A 16,283-nucleotide genomic window follows, 5' to 3' on the forward strand; every position below is an offset into this window, starting at 1 on the left:
CCCTCGGCACCGCCATCGCCGGCATATGCGCCGCCGGCGCCGTGCGCACCCTCGCCTGCGCCGTCGAAGACATGGATGACGGCGTCGCTCATCGCTGCGCCTCCCGGTACAGCGCGTCGAGCTGCGCGACGACGCGATCGACCTCCTTGTCCGGGTTGACGAAGGCCGCGACGCTCCAGATCGTCATGACCGACCATCCGAGGCCTTCGGTGTCCTGCTCGAGGATCCGATGCCGTTCGCGCGTCGACTGGATGCCCATGAACTGGGCGTCGTCGGTGAACACGGCGAGCACATACGGCTTGTCCTTGCGCCCAACGACCATCGGCAGCCTCGCGCCGCCGTCGTAGCCGTAGTCGATGGCCACGTCGAGACCGCGCTCACGGATGCGCGCGGCCAGATCGGTGAGGAGGACGTTGTCCGCATCGGGTCTGCCCGCCGGCTCGATCGGCGTCTCGTTGCCGAGCCGCTGCGCCCAGACGAGCAGCGTCTTGAGCATCTTCGGGCCCGCGTGGTGCAGGCGGTCGTCCTCGAGGTCGTCGGCGCTGAATGCGCTGACGATGTCGATGTTGTGGTCGGCGAGCGCGAGCGCGTCGAGCAGCATCCCCTTGCCGCCGTCGCTTTCGAGCGCGCCGAACTGCTGCAGCAGGCGGCCGTGCGACGTCTTCGCGTAGCTCATCGACAGGATGACGTCGGTCGCGTGCGCCCCGGCGACGTCGGTGATGTCGATGATGCGCACGTGCCGCAGGAAGCGCCCCATGATCTCGTTGCGCGTCGCGAGCGCCTTGAGCTCGGCGCCCAGCCGGGTGCGGAAGGTCGGCGTCATGCACACGACGGTCAGGATGTAGCTCGCCGGCACAGTGGTGAAGGTCTGCGCGCGCCGGGTGATGAGGTTGACGATCTCGTCGATCTCGCCCTGGCTGCTTTCGACGAGTCCGCTCGCCATGATCGGCACGCCGGTCGCTTCGATCTGGTGGAACATCAGATGCCCCTGCACTCCGTCGCGCGTCACGTCATGGCTGACGTTGCCGTAGCCCTGCGCTTCGAGGAAACGGTTGACGCGGGGATCGCGGCGCGTCGGATGCGGCGCGACCGTGACGTGCGGCAGCAGCGAGACGAGCGTGCGCACGCTGTCGGAGGTGATCGTCTGCTCATGGGCGAGGACAACGACCTGACGCGCGCGGCACAGGATGTTCAGCAGCAGGATCGACGGCAGATGCGCGGCCGCGTCGACGATGACGACGTCGGCGATCGGCGTCGGCTTCGTGACCGAGGCGAGCGTCGCCGGCGTGCTCATGATGACCGGCTTCGCGGCGGCGAGGATCTCGGGATGGTCATGGTGGATGCGGCTCAGCGAGATGCCGTTCGAACCGGCGAGCACGGTGTGCAGCATGTTCGCCTCCTGCGTGCGCGCGAACAGCAGGTCGCACAGGCGGTGCATCGACTCCTGCATGATCATAGGGCCGACCGAGCGCACATGCTCGGTGTCGACCTGCACGAAGCGGTCGGAGGCGTTCTGCAACGCCGAGCCGTCCTGGTTCGAGATGATCGCCGACGAATGCACGATGTCGTCGAAGACGGTCGTCCACCAAGCGAGGCGCAGCTCGTCGCGCACGGCGTCGACGGCCACATGGCGCTGGTGCAGGTCGTCGACGAGCGCGCTCAGGCCGGCGGCGTCGAGCTCGCGTTCGAGCGTGGCGCGCTCGGGCAGCGTATCGAGCGCCTTGCGGTCGTCGAACAGCGCCTTGAGCCGCTCCTCGACGTCGTTGAAGTCGGTAGTCTGCAGGTCGCCGCCGTCGGGCGTCGTCGCGAGCACCGTGTCGAGCGCCGTCATGTTGGAGACAAGCTCGTCCTGCGTCGTGATGATGTCGTCGAGCTTCGGCGGCAGCACCGGCCAGCCGCCGTGCGGCACGAACAGACGCCACTGCTCGGCCTGGCGCTGCACGACGCACAGCGCGTCGTGCAGGTTCTCGACCTGCGCGCCGACGCGCAGCAGGCTCCTCGCCTCCTTGATGTGACGGCGGCGCTCCCAGAAGCCCATCGCCGACCCGTCGGACTTGCGGTCCTGCTTCGGCTTCGTCGCCTCGATCATCAGATCGATGTCGCGTTCGAAGATCTCCGGCTGGAACACGTCGAGCACACGCCGCAGGTTCTTGAGCACCGTGACCTGACGTCCCCATTCCTGCGCCGTCGCCGGCACCGAGAAACCGCAGGTCTTCACGGTGCTCGTCACCTGCTCGCGCGTCGCCGGCAGCAACGTGCGCAGCATCGTCACGACGCGCTGGTAGGCGCCGATCGCCTCGTCCTCGCTGTAGAGGGAGGCCTTGTACCACGCGGTGTCCTTCGCGTCGATCGAGTATTCGCCGAGCTCGCCGGCGCGCTCGAGTTTGGCGGCCCAGTCATCGAGCGACGGCCCGATCTTCTGCGCGACCTCCTTCGACAGCCGCACATGCGTCGACGGATGCGTCGGCAGTTCGGCGATGCTCGCGAGGTTCTGGATCGTCTGGTAGGCGGAGACGCCCCACGTCTTGTTGACGCCGTGCAGGTCGCCGAGGTAGCGCGTCAGACGCGAGCGCACGCCGACGAGTTCGTCGGCGAGCTGTTCGAAGCGCGACGTCGCGACGCCCTGCTGGTAGCCGACGGCGCGGATGAGCTGATGGTCGATCGCGGCGTTCGCGTTCGGGTCGGCCACGTCGAGCGCCTGCCCGCTGAGCTCGTTCGCGCGCATGATCGACAGGAAGCGGCGCTTCTGGTCGGTCACGCACGGCACATACAGCACGGAACGGCCCGCCATGATGCAGCGCGAGGCGATCGCGGCGGCCTGCTCGGCCGTGTCGGTGTCCTCGGTGCCGTCGACGAACAGCGAATGGCCGGCGGCGACCATGTTCGCCGCGTAGCGGACCGTGTTGTCGACGTCGCCGACTTCGTATTCGGAATGCGGGTCGCCATCGAAGGGGCTGAAGGGGGGCATCTTCTCGTTGCTCAGCGAACCGCGCGCCTGCGGATAGCCGGCGAGCGCGTCGAGCATGACGTTACCGCTCGGCCCCTTCGCGAGATGGTCGATGATCATCTGGCTCTCGACGAGGATCTGCGTCGACGGATCCATGAAACAGCCGAGGATGATCTGCCGTTCGATCGAGAAATCGGGGAAGACCTGCTGCGCGACCTTCGAGATCGCGGCGAAGACGGCGGCCGTCTCCGGCGTGCCGGACGCGTAGTTCGACCCATCGAACAGCTGGCGTTCGTCGAGGCGCACCCCGTGCTCGCGCATCGCGGCGAGGAAGGACGCATTGAGCCGCACATGCCCGGTGAAGCTGATCGTCGTGTGGTGTTCGACCGGATTGCCGTCGCGCACCACCTCGACCGGGTAGAGCAGCACCGGCATCATGTTGCCCTTCCACGTGGCCACGCCGACGACAAGCGACAGTTCGGCGACGCCGCTGATGCGCCGCTTCGCGCCTTGGTCGTCGAGGACGCGTTCGACACGGCGCGCGGCCGTGCGTAGCATGCCGCTGTCGCGGAACAGCGAATGCAGCGGCGCGCTGCCGCGGGCGAACAGCTGCGAGATGCCCGACGGGTGCGCGTGCGTGAGGTCGACCTGCGCGGTCAGCTGCGCCACGTCCTCGAGCGGCGAGGGCACGAGGTTCGCCTTGAACTCCTCACGCCACCGGCGCAGCTCGTCGAGCGCGCCGCTCGTCTGGGTGGAATTGTCCGTCATCTGCTCGCTCACTTTCCTACTGCCTTACGGTAGTCCTCATATCCCGGATTGCGGCTCAGCGCCTCGTCGATGTCCGCGTTCGACTGCGCGGCGAGCCATTCGTACAGGTCATCGTACAGCGTCGGGTTCATCGCGAGGAACGGCAGCAGCTCCGCATGACGCGCCATCTCGAACTGCTCGGTGAAGTCGTCGGAGCGGCGCGCGTCGTCGGAGGTGTAACCGCCGGCCTCGATGAGCTCCTTCGGCTTGTCGAAGTCGCCGTTCGCGACGCGTTCGAACACCGATCCGGGTTCGAAGGCCGGCGTGAAGGCCTGCGTCTCGTCGAGCGACGGCGCATCGTCGTCGTCATGACGGCGGAAGCGCTCGTAGTCGTCGACGTCCGCGTTCTGCGCGGCGGCGTCCTCCGACGAGGACTCGGCGGCTGTCTCGGTCGCCTCGACCACGAAATTCGTCTGATGCGCCGGCGCCGCGACCTCAATCGGCACCGTCACGTCGGCGGGCGCGGAAGCCGCGGCCGTCGTGGTCATTTCGTACGGCGCCGCGATGTCCGGTCCGTGCAACGCCGACTCGATGACGTCGAAATGCAGCGCGTTGCGCTGTTCGGCGAACGCGTCGGAAGGCGCCGGCTGCGTCGGCTGGGCGGATGCGGGGTCGCGCGGCAGCTCGACGTGGACGAGCGGCGTCTGCGCGGCCGTCGTCTGCACGTTCGGCTGCTGCGGCTGCTGCATCGACGCATCGTATGGCGCCCCCGCGTTCGGCTGGGCGATCATGTTCGGCTCGGCGGCCTGGACGACTGCGTTCGGCTGGGCGGACCGGTCGAGCGGCTGGCCGGGCTGCGTGATCGGCTGAACGGCCGGCTCCTGCATCGGCCGCATGTTCGGCGCCCCCGCGTCGTATCGCGGTTCCGCACCCGACGGTTCCCCCGTCGTCTGCGTATCCGGCATCGGCTGCTGCGCGGGCTTCGGCTGCATCGCGACGCCCGACTGCATCGACGTCTGCCAGATGCTCGGCTGCTGCGGACGTGCTGGCGTCTGCGCGTCCTGCGGCTGCGTGGCGGTTTCCCGCTGCGGACGCATCGTCGTCGAAATCGACGGTTCGCCGTGCATCGACGGCGTCGGCGAGACGGTCGGGGAGACCGGTTCGCGCGTCGCGCCGACGGACGACTCCTGCGGCTGGGCGACGTCAAGGGACGGAATCGGCCGATGCTGCCTCGCGAGCTCGGACACGCTGACGAGACTGTCAGCGTTGCGACGGTCGGCATGACGCGGACCATCGTGCATGCGCGGCACGAACTCCTCCTTTTTCGCGGCCGGTTCGTCGATCTTGCCGGCGGCGACGTCGTGTGCATCGGCGAACAGGTCGCGCGGCGCCGCGTCCTGCGCGTCATCGTCGTTCGCGTCGTTCACCGCGAGCGGGTTGAGCGGCGACGTGAACGGCGCGAAGGTCTGCTGTTCCGCCTGCCGCAGCTCCTTCGCGCGCGAACGCACCTGACCGGCGTTGAAGATGTTGGTCGGTTCGCCGGCGCGCAGATTGAGGATGTCGTCGATCGACATGTCGGCGGCCTCGGGCTCGCTCGGCTGGTTGTCGAGCGCATAGTCGAAGAGGTTGGCGACGTCGTCGCCCTTCGACGTCGCGTCGTCGTTGATGAAGCGCACGAAGTCGACGGGCACGTCGCCGAACTGCAGGCGCACCGTGTCGTCGTTCATCGCGAAGTCGGAGCCGCCGGGCAGCCTCACGAGTTCGTTGCCGGGACGCACGAGGAAGGTGCCGTTCGTCGAATTGAGGTCGCGCAGGATCGCGTTGCCGTCCGTCTTCACCGAGAATTCCGCATGCCGTTTCGACATCGAGCGGGTGTCGTCGAGGATCTCGATGCGGCGCATGCCTCCGCCCGGAACCGGACGCAGCGGCTTGCGGCCGATCTCCACGGTTTGCCCTGCTTCGACGCTGGCCAGATCCGAACCGTCAACACGTATCATCCATTTCGTTGTCGTTCGTTGATCTCCGCTCACCGTGGGACCTTCCTTTCGCCGTTGTCCGCTCGGGTGCGCCGCGCGCGACGGTGCCTCACCGAGAAGTACGCATACTGAACAACAGTTTACGCGGTAGTTCAACAAATCACCCGATTCCGCCCCAACACGCCAGCATTATCGCACAGAGCTGCAACCGTGCCTCGGCCGCAGCAGGTCGAACCATCGCCGCTGTCGACAATCCGCCCCGCAATCAGGCCCGTTCCCGGGTCGATCCGCTGCCCGCGCCGACAACCCTACCCGCAATCCGGCCCTTTCCCGGCCCGAGCTGTCGCCCGCGGCGATGAACCCTCCCGCAACGACCCACCCCGTCGACGCTGTCGACGAACCGACCCGCAATCAGGCCAGTTTGTGGGCCAAACCGTCAACTACGGCGACAATCCGACCCGCTACGACCCGACCTGTCAGTGACGTCGACGAATCGACCCGCAAACCGGCCCGTCTCCGGGGCGAACCGTCGACACCGTCGACAACCCGACCCGCAACCACCCGCGTTTCCGTCCCGAACCCTCGATCGGACCGACGAAACTGCCCGCCGCACTCATCCGCACGGTCATGCCGCCTGCTGCACCATCGGGACGCCCGCTTCGGCGAGCCTTCTCGTCAGCTCCCAACGATCGGCGAGGTCCTCCATCCTGATGCGGATCACCGTGTGCACGCCGGCGCGTTTCAGCCCTTCCGTCCGTTCGCGCTCATCGTCGATGATGCCGCCAAGCGTACGTCCCTGCGTCATCGACGGATCCGTATACTTCACCAGCCCGTCGAGCTCGACGACGATGAGCCTGCCATCGGCCGTCCGCCATAGATAATCAACACGGTAGCGCCGCCCCGTCTGCGGATCGACGAATTCCACCTGCTGCGCCGGCGGCACGAATCCGCATTCGATGAGCACGGCGAATGTCTTCGCCTCTCCCCCGTTCTCCGCATGCGCATTCGCGTACTGCAGTACCTTGCGCAATCCGTCGTTCATCAGCCCGTCCTCCGCCGCGCACACCATGACCAGTTCCGCCCGCACGCCTTTGCGCAGCGCGCAACACGTCAGTGTCGTGCCGTCGACGAACGACATCGTAGCGACGCACTCGGCAACCGTCTGCGCAAGTGGCGTCACACGCACGCCATCCACGACCACGCTGCGCACATGCGCATGATGCCTTCTTTCGATATGCGCGCTGTTGCAATGGGTACCTTTCGGCTCACAGATGACGGTAACGGTGAGATCCTGCAGAATCCGCCGCACAACCTTGTACTCGAGCCACAGACCATGCATGCATGCCGCGGCCACGCCGCCGAACACCCAATCCGGATGCCACTGCGCAAGCGCGCGCACCACATATTTGAGTTGGTCGACCGGCTTGAGCGACGCCCACAGCTCGGCCCGTATGAACAATCCGGGCATCGGCGACTCGATTTCGCCAGTCCTTACCCGGCGCAGCAACGCCTTGTGCGCGGGATTGCTTGTTGGATGCAAGCATCGGCGTTCCCGCTCGGCTTCATCCAGCTGACGATTCATTTCGGCGTGATCTCGCATGTGCCGACTCCTTTGCCTACACGATTACTGACCTGCCTCACGCTATCTGCGCCGACCATCGCCGCGCCAGCTGCGACAACCCATGTGTACGGACGCTCCGGTTATCCACATTCCGCGGTTGGCAGACCATCGTCGCCGCAATTCGGCCCTGTACCTAGCGGAACCCGCGATCACGCCGTCTTTTCCGTCCCGATTCGTTACTCCCACCGACGAAACCACCCGCCCCACCGGCGTTTCCGTCCCGTTCCGTCGACACCGTCGACGATTCGACCCGCAACCACCCGCGTTTCCGTACCGAACCCTCGACACGGTTGATAAACCGACCCGCTCCGTCCCGGCTCATCGACCCTGTCGACAACCCGACCAGCAAGCAGCCGCGTTTCCGTCCCGAACCGCCGACATGGTAGACAACCCGACCCGCAAGCAGCCGCGTTTCCGTCCCGAACCGCCGACATGGTAGACAACCCGACCCGCAAAACAGGCCAGTTCCGGGACAACCTGTCGGCCCTGTCGACGAACCAACCCGCAGACCATGCCCAGGCCAACCGATCTCCCCCACAACGCAGGAGTCCCCTGCAGTCCGCGGACTGCAGGGGACTCCCACAAAGCATCTGTGATGTGCGGCTTGAGCCGCGCGAATCACTTGAGCTCGACGGTGGCGCCAGCTTCTTCGAGCTGAGCCTTGGCCTTCTCGGCGTCTTCCTTCTTGGCGTGCTCGAGAACCGGCTTCGGAGCGCCGTCGACGAGGGCCTTCGCCTCAGCCAGGCCGAGGTTGGTGATGGCGCGGACAGCCTTGATGACCTGGATCTTCTTGTCGCCAACGGCGGAGAGGATGACGTCGAACTCATCCTTCTCTTCCTCGGCCGGAGCAGCGCCCGGAGCGGCGGCAGCGGCAACGGCGACCGGAGCGGTGGCTTCGACGTCGAACTTCTCTTCGAAGGCCTTGACGAACTCGGAGAGCTCGACGAGGGTCATTTCACCGAAAGCTTCGAGGAGCTCATCCTGGGTGAACTTAGCCATTATGGCTTCCTTTCAATCGTGGCACGCAGCGTTGTTGTCGTGTTCCGCGCACCTGAAATTTATCTGGTTTTCCGTTTTTCCGAACCGATTGCTATGCGGCGAACCGCAGGGCGATCAGGCGGCCTTCTCCTGCTTTTCGCGCAGGGCGTCGATCGTGCGAACGACCTTCGTCGGCAGCGCGTTGAACAGGCAGGCGGCCTTGGACATCGTGCCCTTGAGCGCGCCGGCCATTTCGGCAAGCAGTTCCGGACGAGACTTGAGGTCTGCGAGCTGCTTGGCACCCTCGGCGTCGTACACGGTTCCGTCTGCGTAACCGCCCTTGACGATGAGGGCCTTGTTGGTCTTGGCGAAGTCACGCAGCGTCTTCGCAGCCTCGATGAAGTCTCCCTGGACGAAGACAACCGCGGAAGGACCCTTGAGCATCTCATCGAGACCCTCAATGCCCGCTTCCTTGGCGGCGATGCGGAACAGCGTGTTCTTAGCCACAGTGTAGGAAGTATCGCGGCCTAGCTTTTCGCGCAGATCGGAGATCTGCGGAACGGTAAGCCCGCGGTACTCGGTCAGGTAGACCGCGTCAGCGTTACGGAAAGCTTCCGTAAGCTCGGCGACCACCACTTCCTTTTCGGGCCTCTTCATGGCGTTCCTTCCTAAGTCGGCCGTCGATTGTGAGGCGGAACGCCGGGCCGGGTAATAAAAAAGCCCTGCGCACAGGCAGAGCAGCATCCATCCTCGAATACTCAAGGAACTATGTTTCTCAACCTGCGCTGGCTTGGCGAACCAAACTTCGTGAAGCCGTGAACGACTTCCAACCAACGGTCTGTGGTTTACAAGAGTGAAAATCTACCGACTCCCTGCGACATGACCCGACCCCGGCGTGTCGCCACCGCCCCACACCGCCGACACGCATGACACCCCACCCGCAACAAGACCCATCTCCGTCCCGATCCGTCAACCTCGCCGATGAACCGACCCACAGCGTCCCATTCCGTCAACCACGTCGACAACCCCGACCACAACAGGACCCATTTCCGTGCCGATTCGTCGAACCCTCGACGAACCGACCCGTAAAGCAGCCCGCTTCCGTACCGATCCGTCGGCCCCGTCGACAAACTCACCCACTCCGGTCCGTACCGTCGGCCCCGTCGACGAACCGGCCCGCAAACCGCCGCGGCTCCGCCCCATCACACCTCGCCACCCGCCGATACGGCCCCATTCGCCCGCCCATCCATGCGCCCCATCCGGCGCGCCACACCGAAGGACCGCTTATTGCGAACGATTCTCAATAATGCTACAGTGGTCGCATCAACGACCGACGGCTCGCGCGCATGCGCGCGAGCGCATACACTGACGAACGAAGAAATGAGGAACCATATGAAGAAACTGATGCGCGCCGTGCTCGCGACGCTCGCCGGCATCGCGACCGTCGCCGCCGTGAGCGCCTGCTCGACCAGCGGCACCGCGAACGCCGGCAAGAGTACCGGCGAAGGCGGCAACGGGAACGCCGTCATCACCGTCATCGCGTCGAGCAACCAGTGGGGCTCGCTCGCGAAGGACCTCGGCGGCGACTACGTCGACGTCACAAGCATCCTCAACAACACCGGCACCGACGCGCACGACTACGAGCCGACGACGAACGACATCTCGAAGATCCAGAACGCGCAGGTCGCCGTCGTCAACGGAGCCGGATACGACGACTGGGCGCTCAAGGCGGCGCAGCAGTCGTCGAAGACGCTCGTCGTCGACGCAGCCGACGTGAGCGGCGTCAAGACGGGCGACAATCCGCACATCTGGTTCTCGGCGAACGCGCGCATCAAGACGGCGGATGCGATCACCGCCGACTACATCAAGCTGCAGCCCGCGCACAAAGCACAGTTCGAACAGTTGCACAAGACATGGCTCGACGAGGAACAGCAGCTCGACAAGGACCTCAAGGAACTCGCGAAGGACAAGGGCAGCAAGAACTACGCGGCCGTCGAATCGGTCGCGCAGTACCTCGCCGAGGACATGGGCCTGACCGACGTGACGCCGAAGGGCTACAAGCAGGCGTCCGCGAACGAATCGGAACCGACGCCGTCGGACATCAAGGAGTTCACGGACCTCCTCAAGAAAGGCGACATGCGCATGCTCATCACGAATTCGCAGGAACCGAGCGAGATGAACGACCAGCTCGTCGCCACCGCCGATTCCGGCAATGTGCCGGTCGTCGACGTGACCGAGCAGATGCCCGACCAGTACAAGTCGCTGCACGAGTGGATGCGCGCGCTCGCCAAGCAGATCCAGCAGACGAGCGAAGAATCGAAGAGCGGCAAGTAGCGACAAGCAATCGTCGTCGTGCTCATGTCCGATTAATCGCGCGGACCGTCGAATACGGCAAGGCCCGCGTCACCGAACGACGGTGACGCGGGCCTTGCCGTATTCGACGCGCGAGCCTGCCCGAGTGCATGTGCCCGCGCGCATCCGCATATGCGCGCGACCGGATCACAGCTTCGCAGTCATCGCGCTACAGGATCGCCATGCATGCGAAGTCGAGGATGAACAGCGCGGAGACGATCCAGACGATCGGATGGACCTCGGCCGCCTTCTTCTTGCAGACCTTGACGATGCAGTAGGTGATGAAGCCCGCGGCGATGCCGTAGGAGATCGAATACGCGAAGGCCATGAACACCGACGCGAAGAACGCCGGGATCGCCTCGGAGATGTCGTCCCAGCGCACTTCCTTGAGGGAGGCGGCCATCATGCAGCCGACGATGACGAGGACGCCCGCCGTCGCGGCGCTCGGCACGGCCGAGATGACCGGCGCGAAGAAGATCGACAGCGCGAAGCAGCAGGCGACGACGACCGAGGTCAGGCCGGTGCGGCCGCCCGCGGCGATGCCGGCCGAGGATTCGACGTAGGTCGTCGTGTTCGAGGTGCCGAAGATCGAGCCGATCGACGTCGCGATCGAGTCGGCGAACAGCGCCTTGTCCATCTTCGACGAGAAGCCGTGTCCATTCTCGAGCGACTCCTCGTCGGCCTTCGAGAAGATGCCGGTGCGGCGGCCGGTGCCGATGAAGGTGCCGAGCGTGTCGAAGGTGTCCGACATCGAGAACGCGAAGATCGTCACGAGGACGAGCGGCAGCTTCGCCGGGTCGGCGAACAATGTGCCGAAGCCCTCATGGGAGAACAGCGCGCCGAAGGTCTGCGGCAGCTGTCCGAAGGCGTCGCCGATCGAGATGCTGTTGTTCATCGTCGTCAGGCCCATCGGGATGCCGATGACGGCGGTCAGCACGATCGCGAGCAGCATGCCGCCCTTGACCTTGAGGATCGTGAAGACGATGACGAGCAACAGGCCGATGAGGAACAGCCACAGCGTCGGCGTGTTGAGCGTGGCCATGCCCGGCACGGCGGACACGGCGCCGCCCTGGGCGGCCGCCTTCGGATCGTTCGGCGTGAAGGTGACGGCGGCCACGTTGAGCAGGCCGACGTAGGCGACGAAGAGGCCGATGCCGCCGCCGATCGCGTGCTGCAGCGACTCGGGGATCGCCTTGATGATCATCTTGCGCACCTTGGTGACGGTGATCAGGATGTTGATCAGACCGCACAGGAAGACCATGCACAGCGCCTGCTGCCAGGTGAAGCCGAGGCCGAAGCACACGGTGTAGGTGAAGAACGCGTTGAGGCCCATGCCCGGCGCCTGCGCGTACGGGACGTTCGCGAACAGGCCCATGACGAGCGTGCCGATGATCGCCGCGATGATCGTCGCGAGGAAGACGCCGCCCCATGGCATGCCCGTCTGCTGCAGGATCTGCGGATTGACGATGATGATGTAGGACATTGCGAAGAACGTCGTCAGACCGGCCATGCATTCCCTGCTGACCGTCGTGCCGTTCTCCTTGAGATGGAAGAACTTCTCCATGGAACACCCTGTTTTTCTTCTCGTGGACTCTAGTGTGCTGTCCCGTCCCGAAAGACAGGACAGCAAAAAACTAGCACGGGCATGTAAAACCGCAGTGTTACATGGCGTTCGCCGATGGAGAAACGGCGCCCGCGCGCACGCTCAGCCGAAACGGCCGGAGATGTAGCGTTCGGCCTCCTCGTTCTGCGGATCGTTGAACATCGTCGACGTATCGGCGAAGTACTCGAGGTGGCCCGGCTGCCCGACCGCCTTGAGATTGAAGAACGCCGTGTAGTCGGCCACACGTGCGGCCTGCTGCATGTTGTGCGTGACGATGACGATCGTGTAGTCCCGTTTGAGTTCGTTGATGAGGTCCTCGACGGCGAGCGTCGAGATCGGGTCGAGCGCCGAGCACGGCTCATCCATCAACAGGACCGACGGATGCACGGCGACGGCGCGCGCGATGCACAGGCGCTGCTGCTGGCCGCCCGACAATCCGATGCCCGGATGATCGAGGCGGTCCTTGACCTCGTTCCACAGATTGGCGCCGCGCAACGCCCACTCCACCAGATCGTCGGCGTCCGACTTCGCGATCTTCTTGTTGTTGAGCCGCACGCCGGCGAGCACGTTCTGGCGGATCGACATCGTCGGGAACGGGTTCGGCCGCTGGAACACCATGCCGACGTCACGGCGCACCGCGACCGGATCCACCCCCTTCGCATACAGATCGCGCCCTTCGAGCAGCACCTCGCCGGTCACATGCGCGCCCGGTGTGATCTCGTGCATGCGGTCGAGCGAGCGCAACACCGTCGATTTGCCGCAGCCGGACGGCCCGATGAACGCGGTCACCTGATTCGCCGCGATGTGCAGGTTGACGTCCTCGACGGCGAGGAAGCCGCCATAGTAGACGTTGAGATGATTGACATCGATTTGCTGTCCCATATTCGGTGACGATTCCTTTCAGCGTTCGGTGTGGACGGCGCAGATGCGCGCGACGATCCTGCCGATGAGGTTGAGAATGAGCACGATGACGATGAGCACGAGCGCGGCCGACCAGGCGCGCTCCATCGGGATCGTCGGCACGCACATGTCGCCGGCGTTCGCCGGGCAGTTCGCACTGAGCTTCGAGTACTCCTGATAGACGTAGACCGGCAGCGTCGTCATCTGCCCGGAGAAGAGATTGACGTTCGTCGTGACGACGTAGCCGGCCGTCATCAGCAGCGGCGCCGTCTCGCCGATGACGCGCGCGATCGCGAGGATCGAGCCGGAGACGATGCCCGGCAGCGCCGTGCGCAATACGACCTTCGTGATCGTGCGCTGCTTCGTGACGCCCAGCGCGAGCGACGCCTCACGCAGCGCGTCCGGGACGACCTTGAGCATCTCCTCCGAGGATTTGCACACGGTCGGGATCATCAGCAGCGCCAACGCGACCGAACCCTCGAGGCCGTTGAAGGTGCCCGGACCGAAGATCATCGAGAACAGCGACAATGCGAACAGGCCGGCGACGATCGACGGGATGCCGCTCATGACGTCGACGAGCAGGCGGATCGTCTTCGCCAATGCGTTGTCTCGCGCGTATTCGATCAGGTGGACGGCGCACATGACGCCGATCGGGATCGAGATCGCCATCGCGCCGAAGGTGATTTCCAACGTGCCGACGATCGCGTGCAGGACGCCGCCGTATCCGCCGGCGGCAGTCGGGTTGCCGCCGATGACGCCGGTCATGTTATGGGTCAGGAACCCCAGGTCGAGCCGGCCGATGCCGTGCGTGAGCGTCGTCCACAGCACCGAGGCGAGCGGGATCAGTGCGACGGCGAAGGCAGCCGTGAACAACGCGCGCATCAGCCGGTCCTTGCGCCGGCGCGCGTTGGCCGTCGAGCGCGACGGGCGGAAATGGTCGAGGTCGAGGTCGGCGAGCATCCGCTGCGCGTCCATCGGCGGATTGCATTCGAGTGTCGTCATGAGGCGGCCTTTCCGGTGAGTCTGCGGGCGGCGTAGTTGACGGCGAACGTGATCGCGAACAGCACGAGACCCGTCGCGATGAGCACGGACACGCCCAGTCCGTTCGCCTCCGGGTATTGTGCGGCGATGTTCGCGGCAATCGTCTGGCTTTGCGATGCTTGCAGCAGATGGAACGAATACTTGAGTCCCGGCGAGAGGATCATCAGCACGGCCATCGTCTCGCCGAGCGCACGACCCAGACCGAGCATCGACGCCGAGACGATGCCGGAGCGTCCGAACGGCAGGACGGCGAGCCTGATCGTCTCCCACTGCGTCGCGCCGAGGCCGAGCGCGGCCTCCTCGAGCAGTTTCGGCGTCTGCAGGAAGATGTCCCGCGTCATTGACGTGATGATCGGCAGGATCATCACGGCCAGGACGAGCGCGACCGTCGCCACGGTGCGCGATGGGTTCGCGGCGGGGCCGGCGAACAGCGGAATCCAGCCGAAGTGCCCGGCGATCCAATTCCAGAACGGGTAGATCGCCGGCACGAGCACGAGGCCGCCCCACAGACCGTAGACGACCGACGGGATCGCGGCGAGCAGGTCGATGATCGTGTTGAGCGCGCCGACCAACCGCCGCGGCGCATATTGGGAGATGAAGACGGCGATGCCGAGCGAGACGAAGAACGCCAGCGCGAGCGCGAGCGCGGCCACGAGCACCGAGCCGAACAGCAGCGGCGGCACGTACCCCCAGAGCGAGGCGAATCGTCCGCCGGTGAAGCTGGAGACGACGGCGTCGACGGCGTCGGGCGGACCGCCTACCGCGGGCCATGCCCGCAGCAGCAGGAAGACGGCGACGGCTGCGAGCACGGCGAGGATGAGCAGGCCGCTGCCGTAGGCGAGGCCGGCGAAGATGCGGTCCGCCGCGCGTCCGCGCCTCGCCTCGCCCGGATCGGTGCCCTTGGGAATCGGGGCTACGGCGACTTCGTCCACCGCGGCCCGTTGCAGATCGTTACCGGGCATCGGCATGGGTCCCGTCACTCAGTCGACCTTGATCTGATCGATCGATGCCGTGATCCTGCCGGTCAGCGTCTCCGGCAGCGGAGCGACGCCGGCCGCGGCCTGGGCGGCCTGCTGGCCTTCCGCGCTCGTGACGTAGCCGAGCCACGCCTTCGCGAACCTCGCGTCCTGGGGGTCCTTGTAGGCCGGACAGACGATGTCGTAGGAGACGAGCACGATCGGGTACGCGCCGGCCGCCTTCGTCGTGTGGTTGATCGTGACGACGATGCGGTTGTCGCCTTCGACGCTCGCATCGATCTGCGAATCGGCGATGACCTTCGAGCCGGCTTCGGCGGAGATCGGCGTGTAGGCGTCGCCGACCTTGACGGCGACGGTGCCGAGGCCGGCCACCTGCGAGAAGTCGGCGTAGCCGATCGTGCCGTTCGCCTGCCTGATCGTCGAGACGACGCCGGACGTACCTTTGGCGCCCTGACCGACCTCGTTCGGCCAGTTCTCGGACAGTTCGTAGTCCCACATGTCCGGTGCGGCGTCCTTGAGATAGCTGACGAAGTTGAGCGTCGTGCCGGATTTGTCGGAGCGGTGCACGACGGTGATCGCGAGATCAGGCAGGTCGAGGTCGGGGTTCTGGGAGGCGATCCGCTCGTCATTCCAGCGGGTGATCCTGCCGGCGAAGACGTCGGCGATCGTCGCCGCGTCCATGTTGACGTGCCTGCCGGCGTCGGAGACGCCCTCGAGGTTGAAGGCGACGGCGATCGGCGAGATGTACACCGGCACGTCGAAGGCGGTGCCCGAGGCGCACACGCTCTTGGACTGCGCCACCTCGTCGTCGCTCAGCGCCTTGTCGGAGCCGGCCCAGACCGTCGATCCGGTCAGGAATGCGCTGACGCCCGCGCCGGAGCCGGAGGGGTTGTAGGCGACGGTCGCGTTCGGCGCGACGCCGCGGAACCCCTCGATCCACGCCTCGACGGCGCTCTGCTGCGATGATGCGCCGGCGCCGGCGTATTCGCCGCCCAGCGCGGCGGCGCCTGCGGCCTGCGCCGTCGATGCGCCCGACGCCGTGTTGTCGCCGCAGGCGGCGAGCGATGCCAGCAGTGCGGCGGCGCAGACGGCGGCCGTGGCGCGCATGGGGATTTGGTTGTGCATGATGGTGCTCACTGTT

At 65.7% G+C, this 16,283-nt stretch carries 11 protein-coding genes; 1 reads left to right on the forward strand and 10 read right to left on the reverse strand.

Annotation, left to right across the window (positions count from 1 at the left end):
* Window positions 1–88: 88 nt before the first annotated feature.
* The 5 genes from B1400_RS00750 to rplJ all read right to left on the reverse strand — a co-directional run bounded on the left by B1400_RS00750 (window position 89) and on the right by rplJ (window position 8,926).
* Window positions 89–3,715, reverse strand: a complete 3,627-nt coding sequence (locus tag B1400_RS00750) for a helicase (RefSeq protein ID WP_095612609.1) — start codon at window positions 3,713–3,715, stop codon at window positions 89–91.
* A gap of 8 nt (window positions 3,716–3,723) precedes the next feature.
* Window positions 3,724–5,691, reverse strand: a complete 1,968-nt coding sequence (locus B1400_RS09865) for an FHA domain-containing protein (RefSeq protein WP_235607235.1) — start codon at window positions 5,689–5,691, stop codon at window positions 3,724–3,726.
* 604 nt (window positions 5,692–6,295) lie between these two features.
* Entirely contained in the window at window positions 6,296–7,138 is an 843-nt protein-coding gene (locus tag B1400_RS00765) for a CTP synthase (RefSeq protein WP_095612576.1), read from the reverse strand.
* Window positions 7,139–7,909: 771 nt separating this feature from the next.
* Window positions 7,910–8,290, reverse strand: coding sequence for a 50S ribosomal protein L7/L12 (gene rplL / locus B1400_RS00770; RefSeq protein WP_024541000.1), 381 nt, complete (start codon window positions 8,288–8,290; stop codon window positions 7,910–7,912).
* 114 nt (window positions 8,291–8,404) lie between these two features.
* The gene (gene rplJ / locus B1400_RS00775; RefSeq protein WP_095612577.1) at window positions 8,405–8,926 is read right to left on the reverse strand and encodes a 50S ribosomal protein L10; all 522 of its coding nucleotides are present in this window, start codon (window positions 8,924–8,926) and stop codon (window positions 8,405–8,407) included.
* Window positions 8,927–9,661: 735 nt separating this feature from the next.
* On the opposite strand from rplJ, the gene B1400_RS00785 reads away from it, so the two are divergent.
* Window positions 9,662–10,603: a metal ABC transporter solute-binding protein, Zn/Mn family gene (locus tag B1400_RS00785; protein ID WP_235607236.1), complete on the forward strand. Its 942-nt coding sequence runs from the start codon at window positions 9,662–9,664 to the stop codon at window positions 10,601–10,603.
* 187 nt (window positions 10,604–10,790) lie between these two features.
* Here the strand turns inward: B1400_RS00785 and B1400_RS00790 are convergent, their stop codons facing one another.
* The 5 genes from B1400_RS00790 to pstS form a co-directional block, all read right to left on the reverse strand.
* The gene (locus B1400_RS00790; protein ID WP_026644659.1) at window positions 10,791–12,185 is read right to left on the reverse strand and encodes an NCS2 family permease; all 1,395 of its coding nucleotides are present in this window, start codon (window positions 12,183–12,185) and stop codon (window positions 10,791–10,793) included.
* Window positions 12,186–12,326: 141 nt separating this feature from the next.
* Window positions 12,327–13,106: a phosphate ABC transporter ATP-binding protein PstB gene (gene pstB, locus B1400_RS00795; protein ID WP_095612579.1), complete on the reverse strand. Its 780-nt coding sequence runs from the start codon at window positions 13,104–13,106 to the stop codon at window positions 12,327–12,329.
* Window positions 13,107–13,124: 18 nt separating this feature from the next.
* Window positions 13,125–14,126 carry a phosphate ABC transporter permease PstA gene (gene pstA / locus B1400_RS00800; protein ID WP_201260175.1) on the reverse strand — a complete coding sequence of 334 codons (1,002 nt, stop codon included), beginning with the start codon at window positions 14,124–14,126 and terminating at the stop codon, window positions 13,125–13,127.
* Entirely contained in the window at window positions 14,123–15,127 is a 1,005-nt protein-coding gene (gene pstC / locus B1400_RS00805) for a phosphate ABC transporter permease subunit PstC (RefSeq protein WP_095612611.1), read from the reverse strand. Before pstC ends, pstA begins: the two co-directional genes overlap by 4 nt.
* A gap of 18 nt (window positions 15,128–15,145) precedes the next feature.
* The gene (pstS, locus tag B1400_RS00810; protein WP_095612612.1) at window positions 15,146–16,267 is read right to left on the reverse strand and encodes a phosphate ABC transporter substrate-binding protein PstS; all 1,122 of its coding nucleotides are present in this window, start codon (window positions 16,265–16,267) and stop codon (window positions 15,146–15,148) included.
* Between the last annotated feature and the right edge of the window lie 16 nt (window positions 16,268–16,283).

The sequence above is a fragment of the Bifidobacterium italicum genome, from assembly GCF_002286915.1.
GTDB lineage: Bacteria > Actinomycetota > Actinomycetes > Actinomycetales > Bifidobacteriaceae > Bifidobacterium > Bifidobacterium italicum.